19 protein-coding genes and 1 tRNA gene are annotated in these 18,786 nt (G+C 69.2%); 15 read left to right on the top strand and 5 right to left on the bottom strand.

The window, feature by feature from the left end; all coding sequences use genetic code 11:
* The first annotated feature begins 12 nt into the window (after window positions 1–12).
* The 11 genes from pyrR (at window position 13) to H629_RS0109825 (ending at window position 12,810) form a co-directional block, all read left to right on the top strand.
* On the top strand, window positions 13–558 hold the full coding sequence (pyrR, locus tag H629_RS0109875; RefSeq protein WP_024357102.1) for a bifunctional pyr operon transcriptional regulator/uracil phosphoribosyltransferase PyrR: 546 nt from the start codon (window positions 13–15) through the stop codon (window positions 556–558).
* The gene (locus tag H629_RS0109870) at window positions 555–1,511 is read left to right on the top strand and encodes an aspartate carbamoyltransferase catalytic subunit (protein WP_024357101.1); all 957 of its coding nucleotides are present in this window, start codon (window positions 555–557) and stop codon (window positions 1,509–1,511) included. Before pyrR ends, H629_RS0109870 begins: the two co-directional genes overlap by 4 nt.
* Window positions 1,508–2,887 carry a dihydroorotase gene (locus H629_RS0109865; RefSeq protein ID WP_029746842.1) on the top strand — a complete coding sequence of 460 codons (1,380 nt, stop codon included), beginning with the start codon at window positions 1,508–1,510 and terminating at the stop codon, window positions 2,885–2,887. Before H629_RS0109870 ends, H629_RS0109865 begins: the two co-directional genes overlap by 4 nt.
* A complete protein-coding gene (locus H629_RS0109860; RefSeq protein WP_024357099.1) occupies window positions 2,884–3,456 on the top strand; it encodes a PH-like domain-containing protein in 573 nt (190 codons plus the stop codon). The genes H629_RS0109865 and H629_RS0109860 overlap by 4 nt, the downstream gene beginning before the upstream one ends.
* Window positions 3,453–4,697 carry a glutamine-hydrolyzing carbamoyl-phosphate synthase small subunit gene (gene carA, locus H629_RS0109855; protein WP_024357098.1) on the top strand — a complete coding sequence of 415 codons (1,245 nt, stop codon included), beginning with the start codon at window positions 3,453–3,455 and terminating at the stop codon, window positions 4,695–4,697. The genes H629_RS0109860 and carA overlap by 4 nt, the downstream gene beginning before the upstream one ends.
* Before the next feature lie 3 nt (window positions 4,698–4,700).
* The gene (carB, locus tag H629_RS0109850; RefSeq protein ID WP_024357097.1) at window positions 4,701–8,018 is read left to right on the top strand and encodes a carbamoyl-phosphate synthase large subunit; all 3,318 of its coding nucleotides are present in this window, start codon (window positions 4,701–4,703) and stop codon (window positions 8,016–8,018) included.
* The gene (pyrF, locus tag H629_RS0109845; protein WP_024357096.1) at window positions 8,015–8,893 is read left to right on the top strand and encodes an orotidine-5'-phosphate decarboxylase; all 879 of its coding nucleotides are present in this window, start codon (window positions 8,015–8,017) and stop codon (window positions 8,891–8,893) included. Before carB ends, pyrF begins: the two co-directional genes overlap by 4 nt.
* Window positions 8,894–8,922: 29 nt before the next feature.
* Entirely contained in the window at window positions 8,923–9,834 is a 912-nt protein-coding gene (gene gmk, locus H629_RS0109840) for a guanylate kinase (RefSeq protein WP_024357095.1), read from the top strand.
* Between the two features lie 17 nt (window positions 9,835–9,851).
* Entirely contained in the window at window positions 9,852–10,814 is a 963-nt protein-coding gene (locus H629_RS0109835; protein ID WP_024357094.1) for a DMT family transporter, read from the top strand.
* Between the two features lie 224 nt (window positions 10,815–11,038).
* Window positions 11,039–11,677: a response regulator transcription factor gene (locus H629_RS0109830; protein ID WP_024357093.1), complete on the top strand. Its 639-nt coding sequence runs from the start codon at window positions 11,039–11,041 to the stop codon at window positions 11,675–11,677.
* Window positions 11,674–12,810: a sensor histidine kinase gene (locus H629_RS0109825; protein ID WP_024357092.1), complete on the top strand. Its 1,137-nt coding sequence runs from the start codon at window positions 11,674–11,676 to the stop codon at window positions 12,808–12,810. The genes H629_RS0109830 and H629_RS0109825 overlap by 4 nt, the downstream gene beginning before the upstream one ends.
* Window positions 12,811–12,843: 33 nt before the next feature.
* On the opposite strand, the gene H629_RS0109820 is transcribed toward H629_RS0109825, so the two are convergent.
* Window positions 12,844–13,506, bottom strand: a complete 663-nt coding sequence (locus H629_RS0109820; protein ID WP_024357091.1) for a DNA-3-methyladenine glycosylase — start codon at window positions 13,504–13,506, stop codon at window positions 12,844–12,846.
* A gap of 81 nt (window positions 13,507–13,587) precedes the next feature.
* On the opposite strand from H629_RS0109820, the gene H629_RS0109815 reads away from it, so the two are divergent.
* The 3 genes from H629_RS0109815 to H629_RS0109805 all read left to right on the top strand — a co-directional run bounded on the left by H629_RS0109815 (window position 13,588) and on the right by H629_RS0109805 (window position 15,132).
* Window positions 13,588–14,142, top strand: coding sequence for an HdeD family acid-resistance protein (locus tag H629_RS0109815; protein ID WP_024357090.1), 555 nt, complete (start codon window positions 13,588–13,590; stop codon window positions 14,140–14,142).
* Window positions 14,143–14,224: 82 nt separating this feature from the next.
* Window positions 14,225–15,001, top strand: coding sequence for a FadR/GntR family transcriptional regulator (locus H629_RS0109810; protein WP_024357089.1), 777 nt, complete (start codon window positions 14,225–14,227; stop codon window positions 14,999–15,001).
* A 57-nt stretch (window positions 15,002–15,058) separates the two neighbouring features.
* Window positions 15,059–15,132 (top strand) — tRNA-Ile (locus tag H629_RS0109805).
* A 151-nt stretch (window positions 15,133–15,283) separates the two neighbouring features.
* Here the strand turns inward: H629_RS0109805 and H629_RS0109800 are convergent.
* From H629_RS0109800 to H629_RS0109790, 3 genes are all read right to left on the bottom strand, one after another.
* The gene (locus H629_RS0109800; RefSeq protein WP_029746838.1) at window positions 15,284–15,886 is read right to left on the bottom strand and encodes a TetR/AcrR family transcriptional regulator; all 603 of its coding nucleotides are present in this window, start codon (window positions 15,884–15,886) and stop codon (window positions 15,284–15,286) included.
* Window positions 15,887–15,975: 89 nt separating this feature from the next.
* A complete protein-coding gene (locus tag H629_RS0109795; protein WP_029746837.1) occupies window positions 15,976–16,683 on the bottom strand; it encodes an ABC transporter ATP-binding protein in 708 nt (235 codons plus the stop codon).
* Window positions 16,683–17,825, bottom strand: coding sequence for an ABC transporter permease (locus H629_RS0109790; RefSeq protein WP_024357086.1), 1,143 nt, complete (start codon window positions 17,823–17,825; stop codon window positions 16,683–16,685). The genes H629_RS0109795 and H629_RS0109790 overlap by 1 nt, the downstream gene beginning before the upstream one ends.
* A 146-nt stretch (window positions 17,826–17,971) precedes the next feature.
* On the opposite strand from H629_RS0109790, the gene H629_RS14845 reads away from it, so the two are divergent.
* Window positions 17,972–18,319, top strand: coding sequence for a hypothetical protein (locus tag H629_RS14845; protein ID WP_076623993.1), 348 nt, complete (start codon window positions 17,972–17,974; stop codon window positions 18,317–18,319).
* 167 nt (window positions 18,320–18,486) lie between these two features.
* On the opposite strand, the gene H629_RS0109785 is transcribed toward H629_RS14845, so the two are convergent.
* Window positions 18,487–18,786, bottom strand: a 300-nt coding sequence (locus H629_RS0109785) for an integrase core domain-containing protein (protein WP_036084907.1), incomplete at its 5' end; no start/stop codon positions are given.

The following is an 18,786-nucleotide window of genomic DNA, read 5'->3' as shown; positions in this document are numbered from 1 at the left end:
AGTGCTGGGCACATGCGTACCCTCCTCTACGCCGACGACATCTCGCGAGCGCTGACCCGCATCTCGCACGAGATCGTCGAAGCGAACAAGGGCACCGACGGCCTGATCCTCGTCGGCATCCCGAGACGCGGCACCCTGCTGGCGCACCGCATCGCCGCGAACATCGCCCGGATCGAAGGCGTCGACGTGCCGGTCGGCAGTCTCGACGTCACCATGTACCGCGACGATCTCTCGCGCCAGCCCGCCCGCGCGCCGCAGCCCACCGACATGCCCGTCGCCGGCGTCGACGGCGTTACGGTCGTGCTCGTGGACGACGTGCTCTACTCCGGCCGCACCGTGCGCGCCGCCCTCGACGCGCTGAACGACCACGGCCGGCCCCGCGCCGTGCGCCTCGCCGCGCTCATCGATCGGGGGCACCGCGAGCTGCCGATCCGCGCCGACTACATCGGCAAGAACCTGCCGAGCGCCAAGCACGAGCGCATCTCGCTGCGCCTCGAAGAGCTCGACGGCGTCGACGAGGTCGCCATCGGCAGCGTCGACGAGGGAGCCGCAGCATGAGGCACCTGCTCGACACGCGCACCCTCAGCCGTGAGGAAGCGATCCTCATCCTCGACACCGCCGAGGAGATGGACGCCGCACAGCAGCGCGAGGTGAAGAAGCTGCCCGCCCTGCGCGGCAAGACCGTCGTCAACCTCTTCTACGAGGACTCGACTCGCACCCGCATCTCCTTCGAGGCCGCCGCGAAGCGCCTGAGCGCCGACGTCATCAACTTCAGCGCGAAGGGATCGTCGGTGTCGAAGGGGGAATCCCTGAAGGACACCGCGCAGACGCTGCAGGCCATTGGCGCCGACGGCGTGGTGATCCGCCACCCGGCATCGGGCGCGCCCGAACGGCTCGCCCGCAGCGGCTGGATCGACGCCGGCGTGCTCAACGCGGGCGACGGCACCCACGAGCACCCGACGCAGGCGCTGCTCGACGCCTTCACGATGCGCCGCCGCCTGTTCGGCGACGCGAGCCGCGGCCGCGATCTCGACGGCGTCTCGGTGGTGATCGTGGGCGACGTCGCCCACTCGCGCGTGGCCCGCTCCAACCTCTGGCTGCTGAACGCGCTCGGCGCGCGCGTCAGCTTCGTCGCCCCCGAGACGCTGCTGCCCTACGGCGCCCGCGACTGGCCCGTCACCCTGCACCACTCCCTCGACGCCGCCCTGCGCGAGGAGCAGCCCGACGTGGTGATGCTGCTGCGCATCCAGACCGAGCGCATGCATGCTGCGTTCTTCCCGAACGAGCGCGAGTACGCGCGCAACTGGGGGCTCGACGACGCGCGCCTCGCCAGGCTCGGCGAGCGCACCATCGTGATGCACCCCGGCCCCATGAACCGCGGCCTCGAGATATCCTCCCGCGCGGCCGACTCCGAGCGATCGACCGTGCTCGAGCAGGTCGCGAACGGCGTCTCGGTGCGCATGGCGGCCCTGTACCTGTTGTTGAGCGGATCCGAACGGAGCACCCATTGAGCAACCCCGACATCCTGATCCGCGGCACCCGACTCGCCGCCGACCTCACCGAGCGCGGTGCCGACCACCGATCCGCCGCACCGGTCGATCTGCGGATCTCCGGCGGACGCATCGTCGAGCGCGGCGCCCAACTGCAGCCGCGCGACGGTGAGCGCGTCATCGAGGCCGACGGCCTCGTCGCGATCACCGGCCTCGTCGACCTGCACACGCACCTGCGCGAGCCCGGCTTCGAGCAGTCCGAGACGGTGCTCACCGGTACCCGGGCGGCGGCGGCCGGCGGCTTCACGAGCGTGTTCGCGATGGCGAACACGATGCCCGTGCAGGACACGGCCGGCGTGGTCGAGCAGGTGCAGTCGCTCGGCGACGCCGCCGGCTACGCCACGGTCCGCCCCATCGGCGCGGTCACCGAGGATCTCGCGGGGGAGCGCCTCAGCGAGATCGGCGCGATGGCGCAGTCGCGCGCCGGCGTGCGGGTGTTCTCGGACGACGGCAAGTGCGTGCACGACCCGCTGCTCATGCGCCGCGCGCTGGAGTACGTGAAGACCTTCGACGGCGTGATCGCGCAGCACGCGCAGGATCCGCGGCTCACCGAGGGCGCCCAGATGAACGAGGGCGCGCTCTCGAGCGAGCTCGGCCTCAAGGGCTGGCCCGCCGTCGCCGAGGAGTCGATCATCGCCCGCGACGTGCTGCTCGCCGAGCACATCGGCGCGCGGCTGCACATCTGCCACCTCTCGACCGCCGGCTCGGTCGAGGTGGTGCGCTGGGCGAAGGCCCGCGGCGTGCAGGTCACCGCGGAGGTCACGCCGCACCACCTCATCCTCACGGAGGAGCTGGTGCGCAGCTACGATCCGCGCTACAAGGTCAACCCGCCGCTGCGTCGTGACGCCGATGTGCGCGCGCTGCGCGCCGCCGTCGCCGAGGGCGTCATCGACATCATCGCCACCGACCACGCGCCGCACCCCGTCGAGGCGAAGGAGTGCGAGTGGGATGTCGCCGCCTTCGGCATGGTGGGCCTCGAATCGGCGCTGCCGATCGCGTTGCTCACCCTCGTGAACGAGGGCCACGCCAGCTGGGCCGAGATCGAGACGCTGCTCTCGCAGAAGCCCGCCGAGATCGGGCGCCTGGCGGGGCACCCCGCTGCGCTCGCCGAGGGAGAGCCCGCCGATCTCGTGCTCGTCGACCCGGACGGGGCGAGCGCCTTCGATGTCGAGCGCCTGCACGGCCTCAGCGTGAACTCGCCCTACCTGGGCATGGAGCTGCCGGGCCGCGTCACCTACACCGTGCGCCGGGGCTACCTGACGCTCGACGACGGTGAGCTCGTCAATTCGGAGACGGTCGCCGACGCCGCGGCCGCGGCGCTGGAGGGGACGCGGTGAGCGCCGCCTCCATCGCGCTGCTCTTCGCCGCCGGCGGCGTGCTCGTGCTCGTGGGCATGTGGTTCGCCTGGCGCGCGCGCGGCCGACGCGACGCCGCAGCGGCCGCGACATCGCCGGCGCCCGGCGGCGAGACGATCGCGCGCTTTCCCCGCGCGGCCTACGTCTCGACCACAGCCGAGGGCGCGCCGCTCGAACGGATCGCGCTGCCGGGCCTGCGATACAAGGGCTACGCAGATGTGACGGTGCGCCGGGACGGCGTCACCATCGAGGTCACGGGCGAGCGGCCCGTGCATATCGGCGCCGCACGCGTGCTCGGCACCGACGAGACGGGCATGCGGATCGGCAAGGCCGTCGAACGCGGCGGGCTCTCCCTGCTGCTCTGGCGCGCCGATGACAGCCACGGCACCAGCGAGGCCGGCGACGACAGCCGGATCCTCGAATCAAGCTTCCGCTTCACGGACGCCGCCGAACAGCGGCGCTTCGCAGCGGCGATCGAACAGATCCTCACCCCCGCCGCGTGCGGGGCGGGGGACCGGGACACACACGGAACGACGCAGGAGGACGCGTGACCACGAACACAGGTGAAGAGGTGTCGACCCCCGAGTCGACGACGAGCGGCGTCACGGCGCCGCCGGCAGCCGCAGTGCCCCAGGGCGGTGCCGTGCTGGTGCTCGAGGACGGCTCCCGATACGAAGGCCGCGCCTACGGTGCGACCGGCCGCACGCTGGGGGAGGTCGTGTTCTCGACGGGCATGACCGGCTACCAGGAGACGCTGACCGACCCCTCCTACGCGGGGCAGATCGTGCTCATGACCGCGCCGCACATCGGCAACACGGGCGCCAACGACACCGACATGGAGTCGCGCAAGATCTGGGTGGCCGGCTTCGTGGTGCGCGACCCCGCACGCCGCGTCTCGAACTTCCGCGCGCAGCGCTCGCTCGACGAAGACCTCGTCGACGACGGCGTCGTCGGCATCTCCGGTGTCGACACCCGCGCCATCACCCGGCACATCCGCTCCGCGGGTGCCATGCGCGCCGGCGTCTTCTCGGGCGCCGACCTCGCGCTGACGGGCGATGAGCAGCTCGCCCTCGTGCGCGAGCAGACCGGCATGGCCGGCAAGAACCTCTCGGCCGAGGTGACGACCCCCGAGCGCTACGACGTGCCCGCCGCCGAGGGCGTCGAGCGCGTCGGCTCCATCGCGGTGCTCGACCTCGGCATCAAGCGCGCCACCGTGCGCTACCTCTCGGAGCACGGCTTCGACGTCATCGTGCTGCCGGCGACCACTTCGATCGACGAGATCCGCGCCATCGCACCCGACGCGCTGTTCTACTCGAACGGCCCCGGCGATCCCGCCGCCTCCGAGCAGCAGGTCGTGCTGCTGCGCGAGCTGCTGCGCGACGGCTTCCCGTACTTCGGGATCTGCTTCGGCAACCAGCTGCTGGGCCGCGCGCTCGGCTTCGGCACCTACAAGCTGCCCTTCGGCCACCGCGGCATCAACCAGCCCGTGCTCGACAAGCGCACCGGCCGGGTCGAGATCACCGCCCAGAACCACGGCTTCGCCGTCGACGCGCCCATCGAGGGCGAGCTCGACGCGCCCGAGGGATTCGGGCGCGTGCAGGTGAGCCACTACAGCCTCAACGACCAGGTGGTGGAGGGGCTCGAGTGCCTCGACATCCCCGCCTTCTCGGTGCAGTACCACCCCGAGGCCGCGGCCGGTCCGCACGACGCCTTTTACCTCTTCGATCGATTCCGCCAGCTGGTGACGGATCGGGCCTCGGCAGGCTCGGCCAGCGCAGAAGGAGCCAACTAAGCCATGCCCAAGCGTTCAGACATCAACTCCGTCCTCGTCATCGGCTCGGGTCCGATCGTGATCGGTCAGGCCTGCGAGTTCGACTACTCGGGCACCCAGGCCTGCCGCGTGCTCCGCGAGGAGGGCGTGCGCGTGATCCTCGTCAACTCCAACCCGGCGACGATCATGACCGACCCCGACTTCGCCGACGCCACCTACGTCGAGCCGATCACCCCCGAGGTGATCGAGTCGATCATCATCAAGGAGCAGCCCGACGCGATCCTGCCCACCCTCGGCGGCCAGACCGCGCTCAACGCGGCCATGGCGCTGCACGAGCAGGGCATCCTCGAGAAGTACGACGTCGAGCTCATCGGCGCGAAGGTCGACGCGATCCGTCGCGGCGAGGATCGCCAGATCTTCAAGGAGCTCGTGCTCGAAGCCGGCGCCGACGTCGCCCGCTCGCACATCGCGCACACGCTCGAAGAGGCGAAGGAGTTCGCGAAGGATCTCGGCTATCCCCTCGTGGTGCGCCCCTCCTTCACCATGGGCGGCCTCGGCTCGGGCTTCGCGTACACCGAGGAGGACCTGATCCGCATCGCCGGCGACGGCCTCCACTACAGCCCCACCAGCGAGGTGCTCCTCGAGGAGTCGATCCTCGGCTGGAAGGAGTACGAGCTCGAGCTCATGCGCGACACCTCCGACAACACGGTCGTGGTCTGCTCGATCGAGAACGTCGACGCGGTGGGCGTGCACACGGGCGACTCCATCACCGTGGCGCCCGCGCTCACCCTCACCGACCACGAGTTCCAGAAGCTGCGCGACATCGGCATCGACATCATCCGTCGCGTCGGCGTCGACACCGGCGGCTGCAACATCCAGTACGCCGTCGACCCGGTGACCGGCCGCATCATCGTCATCGAGATGAACCCGCGCGTCTCGCGCTCCTCGGCGCTCGCGTCGAAGGCCACCGGCTTCCCGATCGCGAAGATCGCGGCGAAGCTCGCGCTCGGCTACCGTCTCGACGAGATCCCGAACGACATCACCCAGAAGACCCCCGCGAGCTTCGAGCCCACCATCGACTACGTCGTGGTGAAGGCGCCCCGCTTCGCGTTCGAGAAGTTCCCCGCCGCCGACGACACCCTCACCACCACCATGAAGTCGGTGGGCGAGGCCATGGCGATCGGCCGCAACTTCACGACCGCGCTGCAGAAGTCGCTGCGCTCGCTCGAGAAGCGCGGCACCTCGTTCCACTGGGATCCCGTCGCGGAGTCCGAGCGCGAGACGCGCGTCGCCGAGCTGCTGGAGAGCTCGAAGCGTCCTACCGACGGCCGCATCGTCGACGTGCAGCAGGCGCTGCGCCTCGGCGCGACCATCGAGCAGGTCTTCGAGTCGACCGCGATCGATCCGTGGTTCCTCGACCAGATCCAGCTCATCAACGAGGTCGCGGAGACCGTGAAGAGCGCCCCGCAGCTCACGCTCGACGTGCTGCGCGAGGCGAAGGACCACGGCTTCAGCGACGCGCAGATCGCCGCGATCCGCGGGGTCAGCGAGAGCGAGATCCGCGGCCTCCGTCACGGCCTCGGCCTGCGCCCCGTCTACAAGACCGTCGACACCTGCGCGGGCGAGTTCCCGGCGCTCACGCCGTACCACTACTCCTCGTACGACCTCGAGACCGAGGTCATCCCCTCCGACCGCAAGAAGGTCGTGATCCTCGGATCGGGCCCCAACCGCATCGGCCAGGGAGTCGAGTTCGACTACTCGTGCGTGCACGCCTCCTTCGCGCTGAGCGACGCCGGCTACGAGACGATCATGATCAACTGCAACCCCGAGACGGTCTCGACCGACTACGACACGAGCGACCGGCTCTACTTCGAGCCGCTCACGCTCGAGGACGTGCTCGAGGTCATCCACGCCGAGCAGGCGTCGGGCGAGCTGCTGGGCGTCGTCGTGCAGCTCGGCGGCCAGACCGCGCTCGGGCTCGCGCAGCCGCTCAAGGACGCGGGGATCCCGATCCTCGGCACGACCCCCGAGGCCATCGACCTCGCCGAGGAGCGGGGCGCCTTCTCCCGCATCCTGGAGCGCGCCGGCCTCGCCGCGCCGCGCAACGGCACCGCGATCGACGAGGAGGGCGCGGTGCGCGTCGCCGAGGAGATCGGCTACCCCGTGCTGGTGCGCCCCTCCTTCGTGCTCGGCGGCCGCGGCATGGAGATCGTGTACGACACGGCGTCGCTGCGCGGCTACTTCGGGCGCATCGAGGGCCACGCTCTCGTGGGCCCGGGTCACCCGCTGCTGGTCGACCGCTTCCTCGACGACGCGATCGAGATCGATGTCGACGCCCTCTACGACGGCGAGCAGCTGTACGTCGGCGGTGTGATGGAGCACATCGAGGAGGCGGGCGTGCACTCGGGCGACTCCAGCTGCACGCTGCCCCCCGTCACGCTCGGCCACGACCAGATCGCCCAGGTGCGCGAGGCGACGCTCGGCATCGCCGAGGGCATCGGCGTGCGCGGCCTGCTCAACGTGCAGTTCGCGATCGGCCAGGGCGTGCTCTACGTGCTGGAGGCGAACCCGCGCGCCAGCCGCACCGTGCCCTTCGTGTCGAAGGCGCTCGGCATCCCGCTCGCCAAGGCCGCCTCGCGCATCATGGCGGGCGAGACGATCCAGCAGCTCGTCGACGCGGGCTTCCTGCCCGAGCGCGACGGCTCGCGCGCCCCCATCGACGCGCCCATCGCGGTCAAGGAGGCCGTGCTGCCCTTCAAGCGCTTCCGCACGAACGAGGGTCTCGTGGTCGACTCGCTGCTCGGCCCCGAGATGCGCTCGACGGGCGAGGTCATGGGCATGGATCGCGACTTCCCGACCGCGTTCGCGAAGAGCCAGTCGGCGGCCGGCAGCGAGCTGCCCACCTCCGGCACGGTGTTCCTGTCGGTGGCGGATCGCGACAAGCGCGCGGTCGTGCTGCCGGCGCTGCGTCTGCAGGAGCTCGGCTACCGCATCCTCGCGACGCAGGGCACGCAGGTGGTGCTCGCTCGCAACGGCATCTCCTCGGAGGTGGCGCGCAAGCACTCCGCGCAGGCCGAGGGCGACACGATCGTCGACCTCATCAACAGCGGTCAGATCGACATGATCGTGAACACGCCCTCGGGGTCGTCGGCGCGCGCCGACGGCTACGAGATCCGCGCCGCGGCCGTCGCCGCCGACAAGCCGATCTTCACCACGGTGTCCGAGCTGTCGGCCGCGGTGGGGGCGATCTCCGCGCAGCAGCAGGGCTTCGCCGTGAAGTCGCTGCAGGAGTATCAGGCGGATCGCAATGCGGCGCTCGGCGAGGCGGCGACCGCGCGATGACGGTTCTCGCCTTCGGGGCCCGGCTCGCGGCGGAGTTCGCCGCGGGCCGGCACCTCTGCGCCGGCATCGATCCGCACGCGCCGCTGCTGGCCTATTGGGGTCTCGCAGACGACGCCGCCGGCGCCGAGCGGATGGGCCGCGAGGTCGTGGCCGCGGCGGCCGGGGTGGCCGCCTGCGTGAAACCGCAGGTGGCGTTCTTCGAGCGCTTCGGCTCGGCGGGCTTCGCGGCGCTCGAGCGCGTGCTCGCCGATGCTCGGGATGCCGGGCTGCTGGTGGTCGCCGACGTGAAGCGCGGCGACATCGGATCGAGCTTCGGCGCCTACGCCGACGCGTGGCTGGCCCCGGGATCGCCGCTCGAGGCCGACGCGATGACCGCGGTCGCCTATCAGGGCTTCGGCAGCCTCGCGGGTGCGTTCGCGCATGTGCGCGACCACGGTAAGGGCCTCTTCGTGCTCGCCGCGACCTCGAATCCCGAGGCGCGCGAGGTGCAGCGGGCGGTGCGCGACGACGCGCGCAGCGTTGCCCGCGCGATGGTCGAGGACGCCGAGGCGTTCAACGCGAGCGCCGCGCCGGGAGCGGCCGCGGGTGCTGTCGGGTCCGTCGGCGTGGTGCTGGGCGCCACCCTCGACCTGGCAGACTTCGGCATCGACATCGCGAAGCCCGCTTCCGGCCCGACGCTGCCGGTGCTCGCACCCGGCTTCGGACACCAGGGCGCCCGCATCGAGCAGGCCGCGCAGATCTTCGGCGGCATCGGCCACGCGCTGCTCGCGAACGAGTCGCGCAGCATTCTCGCCGGGGGAGCGGACGGCCTCGCCGGCCGCGTGCGCGAACGCGCCGAGGCGATCGCTGCGGCGCTGGGCGCTTCGCGCGTCTAGGCTGGGACCGGGAGTTGAGGAGCAGAACGATGAGCACGAATGGCAACCCGCAGCAGCGCGCGATGCCCGAGGTCGACCGGGTCGCCGCCAATCGCGCCGCGATCGCCGCACGGCGGGCGCGCGCCGAGCTGAAGCGACGGCTTCGCAGCGGCGAGGTGTCCCCGCTGCGGGTGCTCGAACAGTCCCGCGTGCCGGGCAGCACGGAGGCGTCGCTGCGCATCACCGACTTTCTGCTCTCCTTCCCCGCGATCGGTGCGGTGAAGGCCGACCGCGTGCGCGACGAGCTCGGCATCTCTGAGCGCAAGCGGCTGGGCGGCCTGGGCGGCCTCCAGCGCGAACGGCTCGAGGGCTTCGTGCGCGAGCGCACCGGCGCTGTCCCCTCCGAGCGGCCGCCGCTCACGGTGCTCGCCGGCCCGACCGCGGTCGGCAAGGGCACCGTCGCCACCTACATCCGGGAGCACTACCCGGAGGTGCGGCTCTCGGTCTCGGCCACGACCCGCGCACCGCGACCCGGTGAGGAGCACGGCCGTCACTACTTCTTCGTCGACGACGAGGGCTTCGACCGCATGCTCGCCGCCGACGACCTGCTGGAGTGGGCCACGGTGCACAACCGGCACCGCTACGGCACGCCGCGGGGGCCGGTGCTCGAAGCGGCGGCCCGCGACGAGCTGATGCTGCTCGAGATCGATCTGCAGGGCGCCCGCCAGGTGCGCGCGAGCATGCCGGAGGCGCGGCTCGTCTTCCTCGCACCGCCCAGCTGGGATGAACTGGTGAATCGCCTCGTAGGGCGCGGCACCGAGGGCGCCGAGGAGCGGGAGCGTCGCCTCGAGACCGCGAAGGTGGAGCTGGCGGCCGCCGAGGAGTTCGACGAGATCATCGTGAACGACGAGGTGCCGCGCGCAGCCGCACGGCTCGTCGAACTCATGCGCGGCGGTTCCTGACGGTGACGATGCTGGCCATGGCCGGGATCGAGGAGGTTGCCGGGCTCGACCCGAAGCAGTTCCTGGGGATCCCGCTCGCCCTGATGGGGGCCGCGCTGCTCGCCTTCGGCGCGCAGTACCAGTCGCGCGGGCTCAACAAGGTCGAGCGCCTGGTCGGGGCGAGCGCCGGCTCGGGCCTCTCGCTGAGGCACGTGCTCGGCCTGCTGCGCCGCCCGTCGTGGGTGAGCGGCACCCTGCTGCTGGGCCTCGCCGTGGCCTTCCAGATCGGGTCGCTGGCGCTGTCGCCGATCATCATCGTGCAGCCGATCGGCGTGGTCGGGCTCGTGATCACCTCGATCCTGAACTCGCGGATGAGCGGTGTGCGGCTCGACAAGCGGGTGCGGGTGTCGGTGAGTCTCGCGGTGCTCGGGATCGTCGCGTTCGTGAGCATCGCGGCGTTCACCGCCACCGACCGTCCGGTGACCGATGCGAAGCTCACCACGATCCTCATCACCTTCGCCGTCGTGCTCGCGGTGGCGCTCACCGCCTTCGTGCTGCTGCGGCACCACCGGGTGGCACTGCTCTACATCGTCGGCGCGGGCGTGCTGTACGGTTTCGTGGCGACCTTCGCGAAGGCCGTCATCGGCCGGCTGCAGCAGGGCGAGTTCGAGACGCTCACGTGGCTCTGCGTGGCGGCGCTCGTGGTGGGGGCGCTGCTCGGCATGGTCTTCGTGCAGAACGCGTACTCCTCGGGGCCGCCCGATCTGGTGGTCGCCGGGCTCACGGTGATCGACCCGATCATCGCGGTGCTGATCGGCATCGTCGTGCTCGGCGAGGCGGCGAACGCCCCGCTCTGGGCGGTGTTCGCGTTCATCGCCTCCGGCGCGCTGGCGGTGGTGGGCGTGGTGGGGCTCGCGAAGTTCCACCCGCAGACGGGGGCTTCGGCGCTCGATGCGCCGGGGGAGGACGCGGCGGCGGATCCGGCGTCCGACCCAGCCTGAGACTTTTCCACCGCGCCGTGGAGCCTGCTCGACCATGCCGTGCCGCGACCGCGGTGCGATAAACTCTCTGCGGCGGGGGAGACGGTTGCCGTGAGATGGTTGCCGAGGGGAGTCGCCGGTGTCGGTTGCGATGTCAGCGGCTGCGACGAGTGTCACCCGCGGCGAACAGCAGTGCGGTTGGTGATCACCCGCGGCGCGAACGCGCGATCGATGGAGGAGAGACGGTGACGCAGACGCTCAGGATCGGAGTTCTCGAAGACCAGCCGCTCTTCCGGGAGATGCTGCTGCACCTGCTCCGCTCGGTGCCGGGCTTCGAAGTCGTGGCGGCGGGCGACTGCGCGGGCGTGAGCGCGAACTGGGATCCGCGAAGCCTCGACGTGGCGCTGCTCGATGTCGAGCTGCCCGACGGCACCGGGATCGATGCCGGGCGCGCCCTGCAGCGTGCGAACCCGCAGCTCGGCATTGTGCTGCTCTCGGCCGTCGACCGTTCGCAGCTGCTCGTCGATCTCGACGAGGGTGAGCAGTGGAGCTACCTCTCGAAGAACTCCTCGACCTCGTCGGCCAAGCTGATCCGCACGCTTCGCGCCTCCGCCGCGGGCCGCTGCGTCATCGATCCGGAGGTCGTGGGCACCCGCACGGTGCGCGCGGGCGGCCGCCTTGCCACGCTCAGCGCCCGCCACGTCGAGGTGCTGCAGCTCGTGACCGAGGGGCTCACCAATCAGTCGATCGCCGAACGGCTGGGCATCGCCCTCAGCTCGGTGAACAATCACGTCAATGCCATCTATGCGAGTCTCGACATCGACCGGGAGCGGTGCAACCCGCGGGTCGCTGCGGCGCGCATCTTCCTCGCGGAGACCGCGTGATCCGGGCTGCGCAGGGGGAGACCTCGGCGGACAGAGCGGCGGACCGGCGCCTGCTCATGCTCACCGTGCTCGTGATCGGGGTGTTCTTCGCGTTCGGTGCGACGGCGCAGTCGATGCTCGTGCACGGGGTGCCGGCGCCCCGCATCGGCGGGCAGCCGCTCGGCCCGGTCGCCGAGGCCGGCCTGCGCGCCTCGATCAATCTGCTCACCGTCGCAGTGCTCGCCCTCGGCGCGGCGTGGCTGCGGATCGTCGATCGCTCTCTGGGGGCCGCCGTCGGGCTCGCGCTGCTCGTCGCGGTGGTGGCTGCGACGACGCGGGGCGTGCTGCAGCTGACCTTCGGGATCCACCCCTCGGCGCAACCCTCGGAGACCCTGCACGACGCCATGACGGCGGTGCCCGTCGGCCTCGCGGTGCTCGGCACGGCGGCCGCGATCGTCGGACTGAGTCGACGGGCGCGCTCGGCGGATCGCGAACGGCAGGCCGCCGCGACTCGTGCCGCAGAAGCGCTCGACGAGCTGCAGCAGGAGGAGATCCGCGTGCGGCGCGAGGTCGCGGACACGCTCCACGGAACCCTCCAGAACCGCTTCGTGATGCTTGCGGCGTCTCTTGCCGAGATCGGCACCCAGCTGGAGTCCGGCGTCGACGCAGCCGGATCCCGAGCGCTCGCCGAACGGCTGCGGGCGGTGCGGATCGAACTCGACGAGCTGCGCGAACGCGAGCTGCGGTCGCTGAGCTCCGCCCTCTACCCCGAGGCGCTCGACCGCGGCCTGGTGCCGGCCGCGCGGGCGCTGGTGGCCCGCATCCCGCCCTCCATCCCGGTGCGCGTCTCGGTCGACGACGTACCCGTGCCGGACCCGCTCGACCGCACGAGCCGACTGCTGCTCGTGCGCGCCATCGAAGAGGGGGTCTCGAACGCGCTGCGCCACGGCGAGGCGAGCGAGCTCGCGCTGCGACTCGAAGTGCGTGACGGGCGCGTGCTGGCCGAGGTGCGGCATCTCGGCGCGGCGCCGGTCGAGAACCCCGAGCTCAGTGGTCTCGCCCGCCTCGGCAGCCGCATCTCGGACCGGGGCGGCGCACTCGATCTGCAGCCGAAGCCTGACGGCGCGGCGCTGCGCGCCTGGCTTCCCGCCTGAGCTGGCAGGACGCTCAGTTCGCGGGTGCAGCTGTCAGCCGCGCAGAGCTCGTGGAGCGCCACGACCGGGTCTGAACGCCGACACGCTCGGCTCGCCCGCGATCCAGAACCGCCACGGGAACGCCGGCCCGCCGGCCTCACCGGCGACCCCCACCCGCGCACCGCTCTCGACGCGCGTGGTGGGCTCCGCCGGCGCGCCCACGGAGAACGGAGCCGAGAACAGGTCGAGGCCGTCATGCGTCTCACGGGCGATGCCGAGCGCCGCCGCGACGTTTCCCGGGCCTCGGGCGAGCATGTGCTGCGGCACCGTCGTGCCGCCGCGCTTCGCCGAGCGCCGCCGCTGCGCGATCTCGTGCCCCTCGACCACCTCGCCCGCCCGGATCAGCACCCCGGAGGCCATGCCTGCGGGGGAGCACACGAGGTTCAAGGCGAAGTGCATACCGTAGCTGAAGTAGACGTAGGCGTGACCCGGTGGCCCGAACATCGAGGCGTTGCGGGCGGTGCGGCGATCCTTCGAATGGGAGCCCGGATCGTAGGGGCCGGGCGTGCCGACCCCGTGATACGCCTCGACCTCGGTGATGCGGATCGCCACCGAACCTCGGCCGCCGAGCCCGTCGTCGCCGGCGACTTCGAGCCGGGCGCCCAGCAGCAGGGGCGCGACCTCGAGCGCGGGGGAGAGGAAGAACTCGCGATCCATTCCCCCATTCTCGCTCAAGCCAGGTGCCGTACTCTGGAGAGGAGCGCCCCGTCCCGAATGCGGGCGCCGAGGAGGTCGACCGTGAGCCAGTACCCCGTAGTCACCAGCACCGGGCAGCGGCGGTTCCCGTGGTGGACGCTGCTCATCACCGGCGTGCTCGTCGCGGCCGTCGGTGTCGGGTTCCTCGTGTGGCCGTTCTTCGCCGCGACCTGGATGCTGGTCGTGCTCTTCGGATCCGCCCTCATCGCGAACGGCCTGGCCGTGCTCACGCGATCCGCGGGCTCGCCGGCCGCGCTCATCGGCGGCATCGTGCTCATCGCCGCCGGCGTGCTTGCCATCGTCTTCTCCGACCTCACCGTCGGCGCGATCGTCGCCTTCGTCGGGGTTGCGCTCGTGGTGTTCGGCGTGCTCTGGATCGCGATCGGCGCGCGCTTCGCCGGGCGCAGCCCCGCGATCCTCGTGCCGGGTGTGCTCATCCTCGTCGGCGGCATCGTCGCGCTCGCGTGGCCCGGGCTCGCCCTCACCGTGATCGCCGTGATCGGCGGCATCTGCCTCGTGCTGCTCGGCGCGCTCATCATCTGGACGTCGAACCGGCTGCGCCGCGTCGACGTCTCCGCCACCACCATCGTGATGTGAGCGGCGCCGGGCGATCGGTGTGAGTCGCCTGTGAACGCCCGATAGAGTTGACGCTGTTCCCCGACATCCCACGAGGTCTCACATGGTAAGCACCACCCGCGGCTCCCAGAAGGCGCGCGACACGCTCGACTTCCTGCGCGGCCGGATCTCGAGCGGCGAGTGGCCGGTCGGCGACCTGATCCCGAAGGAGCCCGAGCTGGTCGAGCTGATCGGCGTCGGCCGATCCACCGTGCGCGAAGCGGTGCGGTCGCTCGCCGCCTTCGGCATGCTCGAGACTGTTCCCGGGGTGGGCACCTTCGTGCGATCCCGCACCCCGGTGAGCTCGATCCTGTCGGAGTTCCTCGCCGACCACGACCTCGAAGAGGTGCTCGTCTACCGGCGATCCCTCGAGATCGAGGCCGCCCAGCACGCCGCCGTGCACCGCACCGAGGAGCAGCTGGCCGGGCTGCGCGAGGCTCACCGCCGCGTGCACGACGGGCTCACCGCCGGTGCCGCCCCCGATGCGCTCGACACCTGCAACCGCAGCACCGCCCCCGACGCGTTCCACCGCCTCGTGGTCGAGGCGAGCGGCAGCAAGCTGCTGCTCGACCTGTACCTCGGGGTCATGTCGGTGCTCGAAGGCGCGAGCACCGAAGGGCGAGTCATCCTCGGCACCACGCTCGAGACGATGCACCGCGACCACGGCGCCGTGCTCGACGCGATCGCCGCCCGCGACGTGCGCGACGCCGCGCACTCGATGGCGCTGCACGTGGATCGCGACCTGGGCCTGCGCACCGACATGCTCGACTTCCGCGGCCAGACCGAGCGCGCCACCTCGCTCATCGACGCCGGCTACGACCCGGACCGCATCCAGGCCTGAAGCCCCCGCGCCCGCACGGGGCGCGTCGTCCGCTCCACTAGGATGGAACGGTCGCCAGGGGCGTTAGCTCAGTCGGTCAGAGCAGCGGACTCATAATCCGTCGGTCGCGGGTTCAAGCCCCGCACGCCCTACTAGTGTTTGCAAGGGATCGCGCGGTATCCGTCGAGCGGCGGTTTGCGAGTTCCACTCCAAAACCCCTCCAAGGCGTTGAGCGCTGCACTGGACCCCGTGCCTCTTAGGTGAGGCGGAGCAGGAGGGCGTATTCATTTGCGCTGTGAGATGCTAGGAAGTCTTTGCGGCGGCTCGCCTTTGCAGTTCTGCCGCCATCGGTTCAATCACGGCAATGAGGGTCGAGGACACCTGACTGAACGGTTTCCCGGCCTCTAAGAGGCGAGTGGATGCGTGGACGACGGCGTTGATCATCTCGCCCATGGCCTCGGAATCCTCGACCCCCAGGACTTCAAGTGTGTGAATCAGTGGCTCCTGGATAGCGCGATGCATGCCGGCCGCTTGTTCGTTCAGGGCTTCTCCGGGTGAGAGGGCCGCGAGTGCGGAGCCGACTGCGTGTGCCCCTTCATGCACGAGACGGAGATTCTCGAGGGCGTAGGCAACGAGTCGGCCACTTGGTTCGGGTTCAGCATCCATGGCATCAGTGATGCGTATCGTCCATCTGGGGAAGATGTCCTCTACCAGCGCCTGAAGCAATGCCTCCGTGGACTCGAAGTAATGGTAAACACTCGACCTTGCCAGCCCTGCACGTTCAGCGACATCGCGCATGCTTCCGATCTCGCCAGTCTCCTCTAGGATCGCGTGTGCGACGTCGAGAAGCAGGCGCTCTTGATTTGCGCGGTGCTCAGCTACGGTGTTCGCAGTGATTCGTGGCACAGTTCATCCTCCACTGGTCTCATTCCGTCGCCTGCTAATGAACTTACCGTGAAGCTGACCTTTCGGGCGAGATGGGAGGTCCGCGGAGTCTACGTTGTCGCTGGTTGGAATGTTCCGAGTCGGCCGTCGACCATCTCTAGCACGCGGTCGCAGTGTCCGAGCACTTCGTGGTCATGGGTGACCATCATGATGGCAACCCCATGGGTCTTACTCTGTTCCGCGAGAAGGGCGACAACCTGTTGGCTTCGGGCGCGGTCTAGTGCTGCCGTTGGCTCGTCGACCAGCAGTAGACCCGGACGGGTGACGAGCGCTCTGGCGATGCCAACACGCTGTCGCTCGCCTCCGGAGAGCTGACGGGGAAGACTCTTCGCCTTGTGTGCCATGTCAACGGCTTCCAGGAACGGCATCGGGTCGAACGACGACGATCCGCCTGCGAGCCTGTTCACGAGACGCAGCTGGTCTGCAGAGTTGAGTGCGGGGATCAGATTGCCCGATTGAAACACGAAGCCGATGTTTCGCAGACGAAACTTGGCCATCCTTCCCTGAGAGCCAGCCATCTCCGTAAGCTCCTGGTCGAGCACGCGAACCGAACCGCTGTCAGGTGACTGCAGCGCACCCGCCACGGCAAGCAGGGTCGATTTTCCGGCCCCGGATGGGCCTACCACGCCCACGAACTCGCTGCGCGCGATCTCAAGGCTCACTGAGTCCAGCGGCCGCACCCTACTATCGCCGTCACCGAGTTCGAGCGTGACATTCTCAAACCGAAGTATCGTTTCCAGGTTATGTGCAAATGACATTAGCGCTGCCCTCCCAAGGCGGAGATGGGTTCGATTCGCGTGATGCGGAGGACCGCAACCGCAGCCCCAACGAGGCCCAGAGCGATTGTGATCAAGGAGGCCGTGAGGACGGGTGCGGGCTCAAGAGCGAAGGGCATGCCTTCCGGCATTATGGAGCCCAGCCCGACACCAGCGGCAACTCCGATTGCTGTGAATGCGACCAACAAGATCGCGGCTTGGGTCAGCGAGTCCCGAAGCAAGTAGCGACCCGAGGCGCCCACAGCTCGGAGAACCGCGAGCTCATGCTGCCGCTGAATCGTCCAGACCGTGAAGAAGGCGCCGACCACGAGAGCGCTGATCGCGTAGAGGAACATCTGAATCATGCTGAGCGTCAGTGTCTCTGCCTCGTATCCAGGGGACGAGTTGAAAGACTCCTTCAGCGTGACGGCTGTGGTCTCCGCCTGACGATCGCCTGCGGCGAGATCGAGCTCTTCTGCATCGCTCGCTTGGATCGCGACCACGCTCGCGACATCGAAATCGAGCGCATCAACTTGGTCCTGCGTCGGAACGCCGGGTTGTGCAGCACCGGAGGCGATGAGCCGCCAGGTATCAATATTGAGATAGGCCATGTCGACGTGACCGAACGTCGCCTGCCCCTCGGTAAAGCCGACAACCTCAAGTTCAGTGTCGAGTCGATCAAGGGTGATGATGCTGCCAACTTCTAGTCCGTCGCTCTTCGCCGTCTCGGATACCACGATGCCCCCAAGACCCGATATGGTCGACCCCTCGGATACCTTCGGGCTCAGGAACGAATCAGGGACGATTCCAAAAAGCGAGAGATCGATCTGAGTGCCGTCTTCTGTCGTGGCATTCGTCATTCCCGCACCGACCGGCGTCGCAGCCCCCACGCCAGGGAACGACTCCCAGATCTCGAGCTGGGACTCCTCGACGACTGAGCGCGAAAAAGCGTTGTCGGTCTTCGTGCCTTCGTCAAACGCAAACGCGGTGACCGGCAGCGACTTCAGACCAGACACCCCGTCGTTGACCAAGCCTGACGAGAGACCCGAGAGCAAAACGATCAGCAGTGCGACGAGCGAGACGACTGCACCCATCAGGCCGAATCGTCCGCGCGCAAACTTCAGTTCGCGGATCGCTAGAAACATGTCTCCCTTTCCTACCAGTTCTTTGTCGACTCTGCGTCAACAAACATGTCAACGCTATGTCGATAACTCTGATAGCGGCCTGTGAGAATCCGCGGCCGTTAGCCAACAGGAGGTGGAGGCCGGAGCGTTCCGGTTAGGTTGAAGTCATGGACCTACTTCACGCTTCACTCGTCTTCCTGCACATTCTCGGCGCGGCCGCACTCGTGGGCGGATGGCTCGCCACATTCAAGACTCCGACCGTCGGCCTCTTCCAGTTCGCCGGTGCATGGGTGCAACTCGTTACCGGCGTTCTGCTCGTCGGAGTGAACGAGATGGGTGACGGAGGCGTGAATCACGTAAAGATCGCAGTTAAACTTGTTGTTCTCGTCGTAATCCTTGCCATGGCATGGACAGGGCGCCGGAAGGTCAAGAAGAATGAGCCAGTTCCGGTCGGTGTTGCCCACGCGGTTGGCGGACTGACACTCGTCAACGTTGCACTCGCCGTGTTCTGGTGAGACCCAACCCTTGACTCCGCTTTCTCGGTCAGGGGGCCTCAGAAATTCGGGTACACCGAGGGAGAAGTATCGCACTGGATGGTAGGGCGGGCGGACTTTGAACCCGCGACCGCTGGATTATGAGTCCAGTGCTCGGGTCTGCTGCACGAATAGGTGACAGTTCCTAGTCACGCCGCCAGTGCGACGGTCGTGTTCATGATGGTCTCGAACTCGATGGGCGTCAAGCGCCCCAGATGGGCCTGGCGACGTTGGCGGTGGTAGGTTCGCTCGATCCAGGTGACGATCGCTATGCGCAGTTGCTCGCGGGTGGTCCAGGACCGGCGGTCGAGGACGTTCTTCTGCAGAAGCGCGAAGAAACTCTCCATAGCCGCGTTGTCCCCGCTCGAGCCCACTCTTCCCATGCTCCCAACCATGCGGTGACGGTTCAGCGTGCGCGGGAACTTCCTGCTTCGGAATTGAGATCCCCT

Origin of the sequence: Leucobacter chironomi DSM 19883, from assembly GCF_000421845.1 — a bacterium.
GTDB lineage: Bacteria > Actinomycetota > Actinomycetes > Actinomycetales > Microbacteriaceae > Leucobacter > Leucobacter chironomi.
The sequence above is the reverse complement of the archived record's forward strand: the minus strand, read 5'-3'. Positions and strand labels throughout refer to the sequence as shown.